The organism is Flavobacterium chungangense LMG 26729, assembly GCF_000735715.2.
Classification (GTDB): domain Bacteria; phylum Bacteroidota; class Bacteroidia; order Flavobacteriales; family Flavobacteriaceae; genus Flavobacterium; species Flavobacterium chungangense.
In genome coordinates this window covers 173621-188919 of record NZ_JASY01000003.1, presented here as the reverse complement: position 1 = coordinate 188919, position 15299 = coordinate 173621, and the positions used below count along the sequence as shown (strand labels likewise).

Annotated in this window: 17 protein-coding genes; 8 read left to right on the top strand and 9 right to left on the bottom strand. The window is 29.9% G+C overall.

The window, feature by feature from the left end; genetic code table 11:
* Position 1 precedes the first annotated feature (1 nt).
* Positions 2–793 (bottom strand): serine O-acetyltransferase EpsC, encoded by a 792-nt coding sequence (gene epsC / locus JE46_RS08535; RefSeq protein WP_031454849.1) that lies wholly within the window; start codon positions 791–793, stop codon positions 2–4.
* Positions 794–983: 190 nt separating this feature from the next.
* Here epsC and JE46_RS08530 point away from each other — a divergent pair, with 190 nt between their 5' ends.
* Positions 984–1685, top strand: coding sequence for a DUF1003 domain-containing protein (locus JE46_RS08530; protein ID WP_031454848.1), 702 nt, complete (start codon positions 984–986; stop codon positions 1683–1685).
* Between the two features lie 15 nt (positions 1686–1700).
* Here JE46_RS08530 and JE46_RS08525 read toward each other — a convergent pair whose 3' ends face one another.
* A complete protein-coding gene (locus JE46_RS08525; RefSeq protein WP_031454847.1) occupies positions 1701–1985 on the bottom strand; it encodes a DUF2752 domain-containing protein in 285 nt (94 codons plus the stop codon).
* Positions 1986–2085: 100 nt separating this feature from the next.
* Here JE46_RS08525 and JE46_RS08520 point away from each other — a divergent pair, with 100 nt between their 5' ends.
* Both JE46_RS08520 and JE46_RS08515 read left to right on the top strand, forming a co-directional pair.
* Complete coding sequence (locus JE46_RS08520) at positions 2086–2268, top strand: hypothetical protein (RefSeq protein WP_031454846.1); 183 nt, start codon at positions 2086–2088, stop codon at positions 2266–2268.
* Positions 2258–2806: a Smr/MutS family protein gene (locus JE46_RS08515; protein ID WP_031454845.1), complete on the top strand. Its 549-nt coding sequence runs from the start codon at positions 2258–2260 to the stop codon at positions 2804–2806. The genes JE46_RS08520 and JE46_RS08515 overlap by 11 nt, the downstream gene beginning before the upstream one ends.
* Positions 2807–2931: 125 nt before the next feature.
* Here the strand turns inward: JE46_RS08515 and JE46_RS08510 are convergent, their stop codons facing one another.
* Positions 2932–3897: a hypothetical protein gene (locus tag JE46_RS08510; protein ID WP_031454844.1), complete on the bottom strand. Its 966-nt coding sequence runs from the start codon at positions 3895–3897 to the stop codon at positions 2932–2934.
* Positions 3898–3977: 80 nt separating this feature from the next.
* Between JE46_RS08510 and JE46_RS08505 the strand changes: the two genes are divergently transcribed.
* The gene (locus JE46_RS08505; RefSeq protein ID WP_031454843.1) at positions 3978–5102 is read left to right on the top strand and encodes a cysteine desulfurase family protein; all 1125 of its coding nucleotides are present in this window, start codon (positions 3978–3980) and stop codon (positions 5100–5102) included.
* 36 nt (positions 5103–5138) lie between these two features.
* Here JE46_RS08505 and JE46_RS08500 read toward each other — a convergent pair whose 3' ends face one another.
* Positions 5139–5708 (bottom strand): L-threonylcarbamoyladenylate synthase, encoded by a 570-nt coding sequence (locus tag JE46_RS08500; RefSeq protein WP_031454842.1) that lies wholly within the window; start codon positions 5706–5708, stop codon positions 5139–5141.
* 377 nt (positions 5709–6085) lie between these two features.
* On the opposite strand from JE46_RS08500, the gene JE46_RS08495 reads away from it, so the two are divergent.
* Positions 6086–7237, top strand: coding sequence for a glycosyltransferase family 4 protein (locus JE46_RS08495; protein ID WP_031454841.1), 1152 nt, complete (start codon positions 6086–6088; stop codon positions 7235–7237).
* Entirely contained in the window at positions 7203–8084 is an 882-nt protein-coding gene (locus JE46_RS08490) for an ATP-grasp fold amidoligase family protein (RefSeq protein ID WP_167343424.1), read from the top strand. Before JE46_RS08495 ends, JE46_RS08490 begins: the two co-directional genes overlap by 35 nt.
* Here JE46_RS08490 and JE46_RS08485 read toward each other — a convergent pair.
* Positions 8068–8787 carry an adenine nucleotide alpha hydrolase family protein gene (locus JE46_RS08485; RefSeq protein WP_031454839.1) on the bottom strand — a complete coding sequence of 240 codons (720 nt, stop codon included), beginning with the start codon at positions 8785–8787 and terminating at the stop codon, positions 8068–8070. The two genes, JE46_RS08490 and JE46_RS08485, sit on opposite strands and share 17 nt — an antisense overlap.
* A gap of 341 nt (positions 8788–9128) precedes the next feature.
* Here JE46_RS08485 and JE46_RS08480 point away from each other — a divergent pair, with 341 nt between their 5' ends.
* Positions 9129–10343 (top strand): glycosyltransferase, encoded by a 1215-nt coding sequence (locus JE46_RS08480; protein ID WP_031454838.1) that lies wholly within the window; start codon positions 9129–9131, stop codon positions 10341–10343.
* Here the strand turns inward: JE46_RS08480 and JE46_RS08475 are convergent, their stop codons facing one another.
* From JE46_RS08475 to JE46_RS08460, 4 genes are all read right to left on the bottom strand, one after another.
* Complete coding sequence (locus tag JE46_RS08475) at positions 10344–11294, bottom strand: CgeB family protein (RefSeq protein ID WP_031454837.1); 951 nt, start codon at positions 11292–11294, stop codon at positions 10344–10346. It lies immediately after the preceding gene.
* 16 nt (positions 11295–11310) lie between these two features.
* Positions 11311–12276, bottom strand: a complete 966-nt coding sequence (locus JE46_RS08470) for a hypothetical protein (protein ID WP_031454836.1) — start codon at positions 12274–12276, stop codon at positions 11311–11313.
* Between the two features lie 3 nt (positions 12277–12279).
* Positions 12280–13239 (bottom strand): hypothetical protein, encoded by a 960-nt coding sequence (locus JE46_RS08465; RefSeq protein WP_031454835.1) that lies wholly within the window; start codon positions 13237–13239, stop codon positions 12280–12282.
* A 294-nt stretch (positions 13240–13533) separates the two neighbouring features.
* Positions 13534–14376 carry a glycosyltransferase gene (locus JE46_RS08460; protein WP_031454834.1) on the bottom strand — a complete coding sequence of 281 codons (843 nt, stop codon included), beginning with the start codon at positions 14374–14376 and terminating at the stop codon, positions 13534–13536.
* A 108-nt stretch (positions 14377–14484) separates the two neighbouring features.
* On the opposite strand from JE46_RS08460, the gene JE46_RS08455 reads away from it, so the two are divergent.
* Complete coding sequence (locus JE46_RS08455) at positions 14485–15246, top strand: hypothetical protein (RefSeq protein ID WP_031454833.1); 762 nt, start codon at positions 14485–14487, stop codon at positions 15244–15246.
* Positions 15247–15299 lie beyond the last annotated feature (53 nt).

The window sequence follows — 15299 nt, the reverse complement described above, 5'->3', positions numbered from 1 at the left end:
TCTATTTTTTTTCTTTTATTTTAACTTCGGTTGTAGTGGTATTGAGGACAATGGAATCTGCCGGTATTGATTTGGTAACCCACGCATTTCCTCCCACAATACTATTTTTACCAATAATAGTTTCACCCCCTAAAATAGTTGCATTTGCATAAATACAGACATTTTTCTCAACAGTTGGATGACGTTTGGCATTTTTCATGTCTTTACTCACGCTAAGGGCACCTAAAGTAACTCCCTGGTAAATTTTTACATGTTTTTCAATTACGGTCGTTTCTCCAATAACAATTCCGGTAGCGTGATCAATAAAAAATGGAGAAGCAATATCTGCTCCTGCATGAATGTCTGTTCCGGTAATTCGGTGTGCATATTCGCTCATCAATCTTGAGAATAGTAATAAATCAAGTTTGTATAATTCATGGCTCAACCTGTAAATTGCAATAGCATAAAAGCCGGGATATCCTAAATAAACTTCGTCGATACTGTTTGAAGCCGGATCATTTTCTAAAATATATTCGGCATCCTGATTCAGTTTTTCTAATACATGTGGTAGTTTTTCCAGAAAAAGATCCCACATCGATCCGCATAATTTTTCCGGTTTTTTACAGGCTAAAACAGCAATCTCTTTAAAGCGAAACTCAAGTTCATCAATACTCTGATCTAAGGCTGCATTTGAATCAAAAAGGGTGTAAAAAAGCTTTTCGGTAAAATCTTCCGTTTTAGTTTTAATGCCGTAATTTATATTTGAATGGCTTTTTAAAGCTTTGATATTTTCTATGATAAGATCTTTTGACACAATTTTAAAATTGAATGGATAATTTGAAACGTTAAAAGTAAGGTGTTTTTTGTAAATAAAAGCACGAATTCTGTAAAGAAATTTTCTATTGAGAATTCTATTTGTGATAAATAAAAGAAATTTTGAGTGCCAAAATTTATTGAATTCTTAAGAAGTTAAATGTGTAAATTAGCGAGTAAATATATTAAATATGAAAAACAAGCCCACTTTTAAGAGTGCTATTTCTAACCTGTCTTTTCCTGTAAATGAAAAAGTATCAGGAAAATCAATTCACAATCCTATTTTAGGACTTATTGTCAAAGATCATCCTTCGTTTTGCGATAGTGATTTTATTTCCTTTGAAGAATTAAATGCCTATAGACAGAAATATATTTCTAGCTATTTATCTGCTGAAATAGGAGCTCTTTCTAATCTTGAAGAGAGTGTTATTTCGTCTTTAAAAGAGGATAAATCAATTGTGAGTATTGTTGAAGATGAAGATGAGACTAGAAACTTTGGTCAAAAAATAGCAGATAAAGTAGCTGATTTTGGAGGAAGCTGGACTTTCATAATTTCATTTTTACTCTTTATTGTCATCTGGATTGCCTCTAATGTTTATATTTTAGCTGACAAAGGTTTTGACCCGTATCCATTTATTTTACTGAACCTTATTTTGTCTTGTATTGCAGCTTTACAGGCTCCGGTAATTATGATGAGTCAGAATCGTCAGGAAGAAAAAGACCGTACCCGTGCTAAAAAAGATTATATGATTAACCTCAAATCTGAATTAGAAATTAGAATGATTCATGATAAGATAGATCATCTGATTATGCATCAGCAACAGGAACTGATTGAAATACAAAAAGTACAAATCGAAATGATGAATGATATTTTAGATCAAATTAAAAAGTAATTAACTTTCTGTAAATCATAAATAAAAATGTTTATAATAATAACCGCCAATCATGAAAATGCCATTCACGATTGCGGAACCCCAAAGTAATTTATTGTAATTTTTAGCTTTGTCGAAAAAATGAAGAGTTACAATCGCTAAAAAAACAAGTGTCGTATAAATTGCAGGATACATTTTAAAAGCAGCTAAAAACTCACCCTGACAAAATAAGAACAGGGATCGTTGAAATCCGCAACCTAAACACTCCACTCCGAAAAGTGTTTTGCTAAAGCAAGGCAGCATATATTTTTCTAAATCCACAGTTTTATTTTTTACAATTTTACAAAAATAGCATATATGACTGAATTGAATAGAGCTGCTATTTTAAAGTTTCTTACTTTTGAAGTCTTATATTAAAAATATGAAAACTTTTAAAATTTTAATAATGATTCTTGCAATTTCAATCGCATTGTACGAACAGGTTTCAGAAGAAAAAAATATTTACATAACAGTAATTGCAATTGTAGTTTTTATGTTTGGCATGATGCAGTTAAGCGCAAAAAACCCAAGTAAAAATCAAGAAAAAGAAGAAGATGCTGACTAAAGGAGATAAGGTTTCTGTTTTGGACGAAGCCATTAACGGAACAGTAGTTTCGGTTAAAAATAATGAGGTTTTAATCGAAAGCGAAGATGGTTTTATGATGACATTTTTTGTCAATGAATTAATTAAAATTCAGGATTCAAGTAATTTAATGAATTCTATAAAAAGAATTGATGTAGATTCTGTTGCAAAACAAAAAGAAGAACCAAAACCAAGGAGTTTTGTGAAAGAAAAGAAAGATAAGCGTGAAATTTCGGCTCCGGAGTTTGATTTGCATATCGAAAAATTAGTTCCTAATAAACGCGGAATGTCAAATTATGATATTTTAACCCTGCAGACTGAAACTGCAAAAAGACACATTGAATTTGCGATTAAAAACCGAATTCCTAAGATTGTTTTTATCCATGGAGTTGGCGAAGGAATCCTAAAAGCCGAACTTGATTTTTTATTAGGAAGATATGACGGCATTGATTTTCAGGATGCTAATTATCAAAAATACGGCTTAGGCGCAACCGAAGTTTATTTTAAGCAAAATAAATAAGCAAACATTTTAGAAGTCAATATCTTATTCAGATCTAAAAAAAATATCCTTTTTTAATTATACTTTTTAATAAGTAAGATTAAAAAAGGATATTAAATTTATAAGAAAATAAAACTTTTAGAATTTTAATTAGATTGTGTCTGTAACTCTCCCAGCAGAAAGCTTGTCCCTAATTGAAAGTTTACATTTCCATTATCTAAAATTACATTTTTTAGTACTATAACATGTTTAAAAACTGTTGGTCCAACTGTTGTAGTAGTCACTTCAATGCTACCGCTCAGCCCGGTCCAGGTTTGGGTAATAACAGGAGTCGCAGGTATTGGTGTTTGACAGAAATAATCTGTAGTAAGGAGTCCATTGTTGTAAACATTGTATATTACCCTATTTTGTGTAGCGCTGATTAATCCTGTTCTTGGACTGCCGGAAGGTGTAGCTTGATTTGGAATCAGTGCAGGATCAATATTATTTATTGCTATAGATGTTCCTTCACTAAAATTGTATACTACCGTTCCATTTGTAGTAGAAGTACACAAGTGCGCTTTTTCATCGCCAAATGTTAAATTTAAATTATCTTCGTTTGTGATAATTTTGCCAAAAGCCAATTTAGGTTGTGTTTGCAATATTCCTGAAGAATTAGGATATGTAACGCCTGTAAAAGAGATATTGTGTGTATAACCCGTTATTTTGGTACTTCCTTCTATTTCACCAGTAATATAATTTGGAAAAGTGTTTATGATAACTGTCCCCCCGGTTGCAAACCATTCATTAGTCACGTTTGGAGTAGCAGGTCTGATAGCATCACAAATGCTGGATTTTGTTACAGTTCCGTCATATCTTCTGTAAACTAATTTGTAATTACCTGTAGTGGAAAGGCTTAAAGTTTGTTCGCCTTTTGTATTTTTAAGTTGGTCTTCGGGTATTTGTAATAATAAACTCTCCTGGCTTTTTAATTTATAGAGTAGTTCATAATTATCTGAACAATGTTCGATATCTGTTATGTCATCAAAATCAAATTGTTCAACAGTTAAATCACCATCATCGCATCCGTTTAGTAAAAGGGCGAATAAAAGCAGGCTTGCATATTTTTTCATTGTATTTTTATTTGCTTCAAAAATAGTGAAAATTTTTGCAAATGATCTTTAGACAATTGATATTTCATAACTTTGTCACAATGAAAAAAGTATACTTAGATAACGCTTCTACAACAGCCATTAGACCTGAAGTTGTTCAGGAAATAATTAAAATTATGAGTGATGATTTTGGAAATCCCTCATCTACCCATAGTTTTGGCAGAAATGCAAAAAACATTATTGAACTTTCCAGAAAAAATATTGCCAAATATTTGAATTGTTCTGCCCAGGAAATAATTTTTACTTCAGGTGGTACCGAAGCGAATAACTGGATTCTTCGTTCGGCTGTAGAAGACCTGAAAGTGGAGCGGATTATTACTTCTAAAATTGAGCATCATGCAGTTTTATATGCGGTTTTAGCTTTGCAGTCAGATTATAATATTCAGGTTGATTATGTAAATATTAACCCAGACGGTACTATTGATTTAACCAATCTTTCAAATTTACTGGCTGAAGAAAAAAAGACAATTGTAAGTTTGATGCATGTAAATAATGAAACCGGAACTATTTTAGATTTGGAAAGGGTTGGTGTTATCTGTAAACAATATAATGCTCTTTTTCATTCGGATACGGTACAATCTGTTGGGAAAACGGAAATTGATCTGCAAAAAACTACTGTAGATTTTATTGTAGCAAGCGCTCATAAATTTCATGGGCCAAAAGGAGCTGGTTTTGCTTATGTGCGAAAAAATTCAGGTTTGCAGCCTTTGCTTTTTGGTGGAGAACAGGAAAAAGGATTGCGTGCCGGAACCGAAGCAGTGCATCAAATTGCAGGAATGGCTAAAGCTTTGACAATTTCATATGAAAATCTGGATCAGGAAAGAAAATACATTTCTGATTTGAAAATGTATTTGATAAATCAGCTGGAAATTCATTTTCCAGATTTTAGGATAGTGGGCAATAAAGAAGATTTTTATAATATTATTAATATTGTTTTGCCTTTTTCGCCAGATAAAACGGCAATGTTGCTGTTTAGTTTAGATATGAAGGGAATAGCTGTTTCAAGAGGAAGTGCCTGTCAGTCCGGAAGTATGAAGCCTTCACATGTTTTAAAAGAAATGCTTTCGGAGACTGATTTAAAATTACCTAATCTCCGAATTTCATTCAGTCATTATAACACCATAGAAGATGTTGATCTGTTGATATCCAGTTTAAAAACCGTTTAGCGGATTAGAACGACAAAGCTTTAAAGTCAATAAAAACTATTTACGGATTACTTTTACCTGCGAATCATTTGTTAATTTGATTATTGTTGAGGGTTTTCCGGCAACTCTGTCATGATATAAATTCACTACATAATCAACGCCTTTTATAATTTCAGGATTAATGTCTTTAAAAGCAATTGGTGTTGGCTGCCCTGAAATATTTGCAGATGTAGAAACTAATGGTTTTTTCATCCTCTCCAATAATTTGAAGCAAAAAGGTTCCTTGACTAACCTAATTCCAAGTGAATTGTCTTTGGCTATGATATTAGGGGCCACATTTCTGGGTTCATCTAAAATTAAAGTTGTTGGTTTTTCTGATAAATCAAGAATTTGCCAGGCTACCTCAGGAATATTTTTAAAAACATTATACATCATTTTTTCGCCATTCATCAATACAATCATGCTTTGTGTTTCAGCACGCTGTTTCAGTTTGTATATTTTGGCAACAGCTTCCGGATTTGTAGCGTCACAACCAATTCCCCAAACTGTATCGGTAGGATAAAGAATAATACCGCCTTCTTTGATTATTTCGAAAGCTTTATGTATTTCTTCATTAAGATTTTCCATTTTATATATTTAGAATTTAACTTATGATTCGCATGCAAAGAAACGAATAAAAAAAATCAAATATCAGATGATTTTACTATCATCAAGGCATTAAAATGTTAAAATAACGTGTAATTAAAAAGAATTCAGAAGTCTTATTCTCTGATTTTTAGATCATTTATAATTACAGTAATACTTTTAGGTTTATTGTTCTATTGTATTATATTTGCAAAAAATAGGGCTTATTTTTCTTGTTTAAAGACTGTTAAAATTTAATAAAATAAAGAAGTAGGTTTTTACTGCCAATAAGCAAAGGTCGAATTTTTATAATAAACAAATTGCATTATAATAACTATTGTGGGGAATAATAAATTTAATGATTTTAGTTTAAAGATAAAATGAGGTTAATACAGGTCACTGTTTCAAAAGGCTGGCGAGGGCACGAACAAAAAATCATATATTTATATGAAGCGTTTAAAGAGTATGGATATGTTAATGAGCAATGGATTATTTGCCCTGAAGACTCCCAAACCTTTAAAGTTGCAACTCAAAAAGGAATGAATGTTATTCCGTTAAACAGTAAGTCAGAATATGATTTAAAGTATGCAAAACAGTTTTCAAGAATTGCAAAAGAGTTAAATGCAGATTTAGTTTTTATACACAATAGTCAGGCACATACATTAATGGTGTTTTCATCATTGATCTTTGGATTAAAATTGCCTTTAGTTTTATGCAGAACTTTAATAAAACGTGTTGATACTAATTTTTTTAGAAAATGGAAATATAACTATAGCGGGATTAAAAAAATTATATGCGTTTCTTACCCGGTAGTTAATATTTTAAAATATGCAGTTAAGGATCATAGTAAATTATGTGTAGTTGGAAGTGTAACAGATCTGAAAAAATTTAAGAAAACTCAGAAAACAGGATTTCTACACAAACAATATGCTATTCCGTCAACTTATAAGATTATTGGTAATATTGCAGCTTTTTCAGGCTTTAAAGACCATGTGACGTGGGTGAATACTGTTGCTGAATTGGTAAAAAGAGGTATTAAAGCAAAATATATTTTAGTCGGAGAAGGTCCATTAGAAACACAAATAAAGAATCAAATTTCGGATTTAGGTTTAGAAAATGAAATTATTATGACAGGTTTCAGAAATGATATTCCTGAAATTTTGCCAGAGTTTGATTTGTTTTTATTTACCTCAAATAATGAGCCTACAGGAGGTGTTCTTTTAGAATCGTATGCTTGTAAAATACCTATTGTTGCCGCAAATGCAGGAGGAATTCCAGAAGTTGTTATTGATAATGAAACTGGTTTGCTGGCAGAAGTTGGAAATCCAATATCTTTTGCAGATAAAGTAGAACAAATGTTAAGTGATGAAAACTTACAGCAAAAATGTAAAGTAAATGGAAGGAATTATTTAATTGAAAACTTTACAAAAGAAGTTATTGCAAAAAAAATGATTAACGAACTCAATGAAGTTCTACAAAAAAATAAAAGGATTGAAATTGAAATTAAACGACTTTATACTCAGAAAATATAATCAGACGAGACATACTTTATTAAACAGATATTCTGATGACGATGCAGAAATAACAAGAGCAAAATATTTTTGTAAAAATAAAAAAGTACTGAATTTAGAAACTCCTAAGGAGTTTATGGAAAAAATTCAATGGCTGAAATTGTATCATTATAAAGAAGAGTATAGTCAATATGTTGATAAATATGCGGTACGCTCTTTTGTTGAAGCAAAAATAGGAAAAGAATATCTAAATGAAATAATTGGAATATTCGATGCTGTAGAAGAAATTGATTTTGAGAATTTACCGCAACAATATGCTATAAGAGGAACTCACGGTTCAGGATATAATGTCATCGTGAAAAATGCTTCCTTAATCAATAGCAGTGATGTAAAAATTAAAGTTAGATCTTTTCTAAAAAGTAATTATTACACTAAATACAGAGAGACAATTTATAAAGGGATAAAACCCAGAATTTTAATTGAAAAATATATTTCAAATTGTGAGAATGAATTAATTGATTATAAATTTTACTGCTTTCATGGTCAGCCAAAATATATTCTGGTAAAAAAGACTGAAAATGGGAAGGAAAAAAAATGTTTTTATGATTTGAATTGGAAAAAGATCATTTCTAATGATGATGTTGATGGGCTAAAATCGGAAGTAGAGAAACCGGCTAATTTTAGCGAAATGCTAAAAATTGCCGGCATCTTATCTGATCAGTTTATTTTTGTTAGAGTAGATTTGTATTCTATAGATGATAAAATTCTGTTTGGTGAACTTACTTTTTTCCCAACAGGAGGTCATAAAAGGTTTACAATAGATTATTTAAATATCGAAATGGGAAATTTGATTAACTTGCCGGTTTAAACTCTCGCGAGAAAAATATTTTTATGTATCCTTTCATTCTGTTAACAGGGGGGATTCTAAACCCCATTCGTTTTTTTATTACATTTATGCAGGGAGTACATTTACCGCAAGCCTTATTTTTTCGGGGTTTATGACAAAACCAGGTTAAGTACATTATGTTTTCCCATTTGTTTTTTTTTGCGATAACCAGCATATCTCGTTTTGAAAGAGTGGAAACAGGAAAAGAAAAATATTTAAATATAGTACCTACCTTATTATATTTATCCTGGTCTTTTGCGTTTGTATCGGCTTTTATATAATTTGTCATTAAAAAATTAGTAAGTGAGTCGTCCCTTAGATTTTTATCATTACTTATTTCTACATTATTTAAATTGTGATTGTGACAAAATTGTGCCAGCCAGCTGTATTGGCTTCCTAATTTTACAAATGAATTTATGTAATTAGAACTTTCTACTATTTCTTTATTGAGAGTAAGGTCTTCTTCAGCATACCAAACAGGCAGTATTCGTTCATAAGCTTCAGGATGTAATTCTTTTATCTTTTCCTGAATTTTTTTAATTCCTTCCAACTCAACCTTTAATGATCTTCGGGTTTTATCAATTATATATATGGGTTGTACATTTTCTTTTTCGATTAAAATTATTTGCAGAAGTCTAAAAGTAGAATCCCATCCACTGGTCCAGAGTAAATTATGTGTAGACATTTTTAATAGTAATGTTAATTGTATGAATAAAATTTTAAGTTGTAAATGTAATATTTACAATCTGAAATAAAAATTCTTAAAAATAGTGATTTGAATGTTATTTGTTTCTTTAGATTAGAATCCCTCTTTAATTCTGCTAATTAATGAGGGATTCTAATCTAAAAATAAGTTTTGAAATATATTACTTTTTTAGGATGAGACACTAAAAAGAATTATTTTTACTACTTAATTTAGGTCATGATGTTTAAAAGAATTTGTTATTAAACGATGAGCTTAAACTATTAAGTAACTGATGTTTTAATGAAAATCATATTTCATCAATCAAACGAATTTTTTATAAAATGTATAAAGCCATTAAATTATATTTCAGATTAAAAAAAATAGCTCGTAAATTAAAAAAGGAAGGAAAGAAAATTGATTTTTTGAGTCAGTTAAAATACGATTCATACGTTTTAATTGTTGATGTTAAAATCCCGGAGTTTAATAAGGATTCGGGCTCCCGAAGATTAACGGAAATTATTAAATTACTTTTAAAGAATAATATTGGAGTTTTTTTATTGGCTGATTTTAAAGAATATCGTTATAAATCAGATTACATAGAAACTTTTAAAGAAATGGGTGTTGTAGTTTATGAACCGGCTGTTGATCATAACGGAAAATTAATTACGAAAAATGATTTTTTAAAATTAATACTTCCAAAAGTAAGTTTTGCCTGGCTGCATCGACCTGAAATTTTTGAAAAATATTACCCTTTAGTTAAAAGTTACAAACCGGAAACGAAGGTGTTTTTTGATATGGTCGATTTTCATTATTTAAGATTTAAAAGAGAATCCGAATTAATCAACGAGCCTAAAATCATGGAGGTTGCGAATAAGTATTTAAATTTAGAATTGGACAACTGCACTAAAGCGGATAAGATTATTGTAATTTCTGATTTAGAGGGGAAGACCTTAAAAGAATATTATAATGAGGAATCTAAAATAATTACGATTGGAAATATTCATCAGTATATAAAAAATGAAAAATCACCTTCATTTGAAGACCGAAAAGACTTATTGTTTATTGGGGGCTTTGATCACAAACCAAATGTAGATGCAGTAGAATATCTTCATGAGGAAATTATGCCTTTATTGTGGAAGTCCAAACCTGAAATTTCAATTTCAATAATTGGAAGTAATCCACCGGATTCGATTTTAAAATTACATTCCGAAAATTTTAAAATCGTGGGTTATGTAAAAGAAGTCGCTCCTTATTTTTTGAATTCCAGAATTTTTGTAGCCCCGTTACGTTATGGTGCCGGAATAAAAGGTAAAATAGGACAAAGCATAGAATTTGGTCTTCCGCTGGTTACAACAAACATTGGAGGAGAAGGTTTTGATTTTGGAGAAAATACTCAATATATTGTTGCAAATACAAGCAAAGAAATTGTAGATAATATCCTTTTATTATATCAAAATCAGGAAATTTGGAATACTATAAAGTCCGATTCTGAAAAAGTGATTGAACCTTTTTCATCTCAAACAATTGAACAACGGATATTAAGTTTAGTAAAATAATTATTTAAGCTTAAAAACAGTATCTACCCAGTTTTCAATAGTGTATTTATAGTAGATAGCATCATTTAAGGGTTCGTACGGACTAGTAAGAAAATCTGGGTTTACATTTATTTCAGCATTTTCATTGAGTACTAAGATATTGTTGGGGTTATAAAAGTCATACTCTTTTATTGATGTATTCGTCGTAATGATTTTTCGCTGCATAGCCAATGCTTCAAAAATCCTGAAACTTAATCCGTTATGGTCTTTGCGTATTAAATCAAGAAATATTTTTGAGTTTTCAAAGTCCTCATTTAAATCTTCAGGGAGAAGTGTTTTTCTTGAATAGATAATATCTGTATTGCTGTTTTTAGGAAGTTTTTTACCAACAGCAATAAATTTAAAGGGGATGCCATGATTAGAAAGATAATCAGCCAGTTTGTTTAAAAATTCAAAACGCTCATCGATTGAAATTACAATAAAAATGTTATCATTTGTACGGATGATATCCTTTTTCTTCATGTAGATATAATTAGAGATAAAAGTGAAATTGTACTTTTGAACATCAATTAAATCAAATGAAAATATTTCATCAAATAGGCCGTCAAGTAAATGGTCGATAGGGAACCTTCTACAGCTGTCATAAATGTAGGTGAGATATTTATCTGTTTGCTTTTTTATCTCTAAATGAGTTTTTCTGCTTATTTTATCTGGTCTTATGAATAAAATGGCATTCTGATAGCCTAAGTTTTTGATTTGTTTTAGGATATAGTCTTCTTGTGCTTCGTGTTTTTTGTTCTTTTTGAAAAATAATTTAGTTAAAGAATTTCCAGCTCTGTCAAAAACCGATTTGTATTTGTACTTAAACTTTGATACATCGATATGATTTGTTTCTATATTTCTTTTTTTTAATTCAATTGCGATATTATGGTCGAAATAAGTAGAATCAAAACTAATCAAACATATTTTCATGGTAGTACGGCTTTAATTATGCTTTTTCAAAAAGCATTTTTGTGTTTTCAATCATACGCGATTTCTCATTCATAACAAATAATCTGAAATCTGAAAACTCAGTAAAAACTGCTGCATAATTAGTCATTAGATGATTAATAAGTTTTACAACGTTTTCAGGCTGCATTTCATTTTCATGTAATTTGTATTTTTCAGGTATTCCTAAATCTTCTTTAAAAGCAGAAGTTCCATCGCGGCCTGTTAATAAACAAACGCCTGAAACAAGTGCTTCTCTCGGAATTTTGTCACGACCTGGAAAATAACCAAAATCAATATGAAGTTTTGCTTTTCTCAAAATATCTCTCATTTCTTCTCTGGACATTCCAGATAGAGGCTGCCATTTATATTGAGGCAAAAGCATCATGTATTTTTCAATCTTTTCAAGTCCTTTTTTTGGATTATAAGTAATAATATTTTCTTTTTGAAAAGATTCTGGCAAGTTATCAAAGAAAAGCTCAGTGACATAATCGCATAAGTAAGCGATTTTGTTATCCAGTTTTTTAGTCAGTAAAAACTCTTTAGTTCTCTGAGACTGATACCAGTGCGTTACATTTTGGTTAGGTTCAAAACGATATTCTGTATGTTTATAAGGAACAATCAATTTTCTGATCCAGTTTTTTTTCTTCTCCCTGCTGTTCATCAACATTTCATAGAAATCAAGGCTCAGCCACCATATTTTTTTTTGCGATAATGGGTATTTAGCAATAAGGTTTGTCATCGACTCAGGAATAATAATAACGTTATTAATGCTGTCTTTTACTTTCATTACATACGGAACATTGTAATCTTTATAAAAAGGATGTACAGGATCTTTTTTATACTTTGAGTACAGCATTTTAGCATTATAGCCTAATGAATTTAAAATATAACCTAACTGGTGTAATGCTTCCGGTCCTCCTGTTGCTTTTTTAGGAGGGCAAATAATATATATGTTTTGTGTCATAAACTATCTAAGGGCGCTATAAACCACATTATTAATCCATCCATCCATAGTATATTTGTTAAAAATGGCATCGGGTATTTTTTCATATTCTTTTTCAAAAAATGAAACAGGAACATCAGGATTTTTTTCGTCAATTACTAAAATATTATTCGGATTATAAAAATCATAATTTTTAATATCTGAATTTGTAGTTATGAGCTTTTTGTTGAGACCTAAACTTTCAAAGACTCTAAAAGTTAATCCGTTTTGATTTTTCCGGTTAATATCCAGTAGAACCTGAGAGCGGTTTATATGTTTGTTTATTTCTGTTAAAGGTATCGGATTAGTAATGAAATCCATTGTTGAGATTCGTTTTTTTACTTTCTTGTTATAAACAAATATTTTATGACTGATTTTTTTTGATTCAAGATCAGTAGCAATTTTAGAAAGAACCGAAAGTCTGTTGTCTTTTGAGATAATATTAAAAACCTTCTGTTCAATAGGACTTTCATTGTTTTCTGGTGCCGAGTTATAAATCCAGTTTGTAGCAAATTTTAGGTGATATTTTTCACAATCTTCTTTTTCGAAAGAAAAGACTTCATCAAAATAAGGAATAACACGAACTATTTTAGGGCATCGAATGGTATTGTCGTTAAAATAAGCAAATGTTTTCTTTGCATATTTTTTTAATTCCATAATGCTTTTAGGGTCAATAAAATCACCCTTAATCACTAATATCACATCTTGTAGAGAATCATTTTCCTTTAATGTCTCAATGATTTTTTTGCCAAAATGTATTCGTTTTAGATTCTTTTTTAAAAATGTTTTTAAGAATAAATTATATCCTCTGTGAAAAAAATTAGGGTATTTATACGTAAAGTCATTAAAATTAATATGTTGCACATCATGCCCTTTCTCTTCCAGTGCTGTTACTAGGTGTTTGTTGAAACCCCAATTATCAAGGCTTATTATAGTAATACGCATAAAATGTTTTTTTTTGAATCCATACTTACATAATAAACTGAAACACTTAAAATGACAATTTATTATAAAGATCCTTTTGTTTTGTAAGTTTTTATATGAAAAGAAGCTGTGTTAAGTAATTTTATGATTAACCAGCGCTTTATTTCATAGATGAGTAAAAATTACAATAGTTGCGTATCACGAGTATTAAATTATAGGTATTTATCTACTTAATTGAAGTATAAAAAAAAAGCCATCTCTTAAATTTGATGGCTTTGTGTTGAAAATCAGAAATGTATATGTAACAGATGACTTTTATTTTATTTTATAAAGTCCAATTGCTTTTTTTATTTTTTTACTAAATAAAACCATTTTAACATACATCCTATTTTTTAAACTCAAAAAATACCAGTCTTTATAGGGGATGATTTTTTGGGTTATTAAATGATCTAACTCTTGAGACACAATAAACTCATCTTTTATATCCTGCCATTTTACATTATCATAACCATCAAATTCATTTACTTTATTTTTTTCATGAATGATAGACATCCACAGTCTTTTATCTGTTACCTGAATAATTCTGCTTTCTTTTTTCCACTGTGTATGATCGTTAAACCAAACCGTTTTTGGGTTTTCATTTTTTTCAATTAAACTAATAAAAGGATTGAAAATATGTTCTTTTTTTCCTAAAATATAAGTTGGCTTTATTTGAAGTGAATAGCCTTTAATAACATCGATAGCAAGAAAATCCTGAGAAGCAAATTTTTTCTGAACTTCATCAATAAAGATACTGCTAATGACATCGTCATTATCAATTCTGGAAGTGATCAGGTAAGGTTTGTTATGGGTAACGGCTTTTTGAATTTCAGGATAGAATTCATTCATACCATTAATAAAAAACAGTTTGATATTCTCTGTATCTGACGTTAAATCAATTATTTTGGTTTTATATTTTTCTGCTGTTGTAGTATCGAGATAGATCAGCCATGTAAAGTTTTTATTGGTCTGCGATTTTACAGATGGCAGGCAAAAATTTTCAAAAAGCCACATCCTGTCTTCCATCCAGTCGTCAGTAAGGAGCTCTTCGTTGTTTTTGGTTACATCCCAATTAGGATTTTTAAGATTAAATCGGGTAATGAGATAATGTTCGAACATCTGTGAATTTTTATTAAATACTAAATAACTTTTGTGTAAAATTAAATTAATTATTTGAAGAGTAAAATTCAAATCGCTACTTTTGTAAAAAACATAAAACTTGATTAAATGCATGAAGTTTATCATCATAATTTTCTAAGCAAAAAAGCAGAAATAAAAGATGCTGTAGAGAATTATGAAACAAAAGGGACGCTGTTTGTTGATGGAAAGAGAAATAAAATAAAAACGTTTGATTTAGGTGATGTAATACTAAACGTTAAATCTTTTAAAATTCCGAATCTTGTAAACAAAATAGTATATGCTTTTTTCAGACCTTCAAAAGCACGTCGTTCATATGAATTTGCAAATATACTTATCGAAAAAGAAATAGGTACTCCGTTGCCGATTGCGTATTTTGAAAATTTTAAGGGTGTCCTTTTAGATAGTTACTATGTTTGCGAACAAATTTATCCTGATTTGACTTTCAGGGAATTGACTAACGATTTTGATTACCCTGAACATGAAAAAATTTTAAGACAGTTTACAAAGTTTACATTTAATCTGCATCAAAACGGTATTGAGTTTTTGGATCATACTCCGGGAAATACTTTGATTAAAAAAAATCCTTCGGGTTCTTATTCCTTTTATTTAGTGGATCTGAACAGAATGAAGTTTCATAAAGAAATGAATTTGAATGAGCGAATTCTGAATTTTTCGAAATTAACTCCAAACAGGAAAATTGTTGAAGTAATGAGTGATGAGTATGCAAAACTTTATGGTGCTTCGTACAATGACGTTTTAAAAATAATGGTTGCAGGTACAGAATCTTTCAGAGATAAGTTTCATCGAAAAAGACGCATCAAAAAAACACTGAAATTTTGGAAAAAATAATTTTCAAAATTACCGATAAAGCAAACGAAAGAATTATTCTAAGAATCCGAATT

Coding starts and splice junctions, on each gene's coding strand:
- JE46_RS08530 (WP_031454848.1), top strand. CDS start 984: ATGAAAAACAAGCCCACTTTTAAGAGTGCTATTTCTAACCTGTCTTTT.
- JE46_RS08520 (WP_031454846.1), top strand. CDS start 2,086: ATGAAAACTTTTAAAATTTTAATAATGATTCTTGCAATTTCAATCGCA.
- JE46_RS08515 (WP_031454845.1), top strand. CDS start 2,258: ATGCTGACTAAAGGAGATAAGGTTTCTGTTTTGGACGAAGCCATTAAC.
- JE46_RS08510 (WP_031454844.1), bottom strand. CDS start 3,897: ATGAAAAAATATGCAAGCCTGCTTTTATTCGCCCTTTTACTAAACGGA.
- JE46_RS08505 (WP_031454843.1), top strand. CDS start 3,978: ATGAAAAAAGTATACTTAGATAACGCTTCTACAACAGCCATTAGACCT.
- JE46_RS08500 (WP_031454842.1), bottom strand. CDS start 5,708: ATGGAAAATCTTAATGAAGAAATACATAAAGCTTTCGAAATAATCAAA.
- JE46_RS08495 (WP_031454841.1), top strand. CDS start 6,086: ATGAGGTTAATACAGGTCACTGTTTCAAAAGGCTGGCGAGGGCACGAA.
- JE46_RS08485 (WP_031454839.1), bottom strand. CDS start 8,787: ATGTCTACACATAATTTACTCTGGACCAGTGGATGGGATTCTACTTTT.
- JE46_RS08480 (WP_031454838.1), top strand. CDS start 9,129: ATGTATAAAGCCATTAAATTATATTTCAGATTAAAAAAAATAGCTCGT.
- JE46_RS08475 (WP_031454837.1), bottom strand. CDS start 11,294: ATGAAAATATGTTTGATTAGTTTTGATTCTACTTATTTCGACCATAAT.
- JE46_RS08470 (WP_031454836.1), bottom strand. CDS start 12,276: ATGACACAAAACATATATATTATTTGCCCTCCTAAAAAAGCAACAGGA.
- JE46_RS08465 (WP_031454835.1), bottom strand. CDS start 13,239: ATGCGTATTACTATAATAAGCCTTGATAATTGGGGTTTCAACAAACAC.
- JE46_RS08460 (WP_031454834.1), bottom strand. CDS start 14,376: ATGTTCGAACATTATCTCATTACCCGATTTAATCTTAAAAATCCTAAT.
- JE46_RS08455 (WP_031454833.1), top strand. CDS start 14,485: ATGCATGAAGTTTATCATCATAATTTTCTAAGCAAAAAAGCAGAAATA.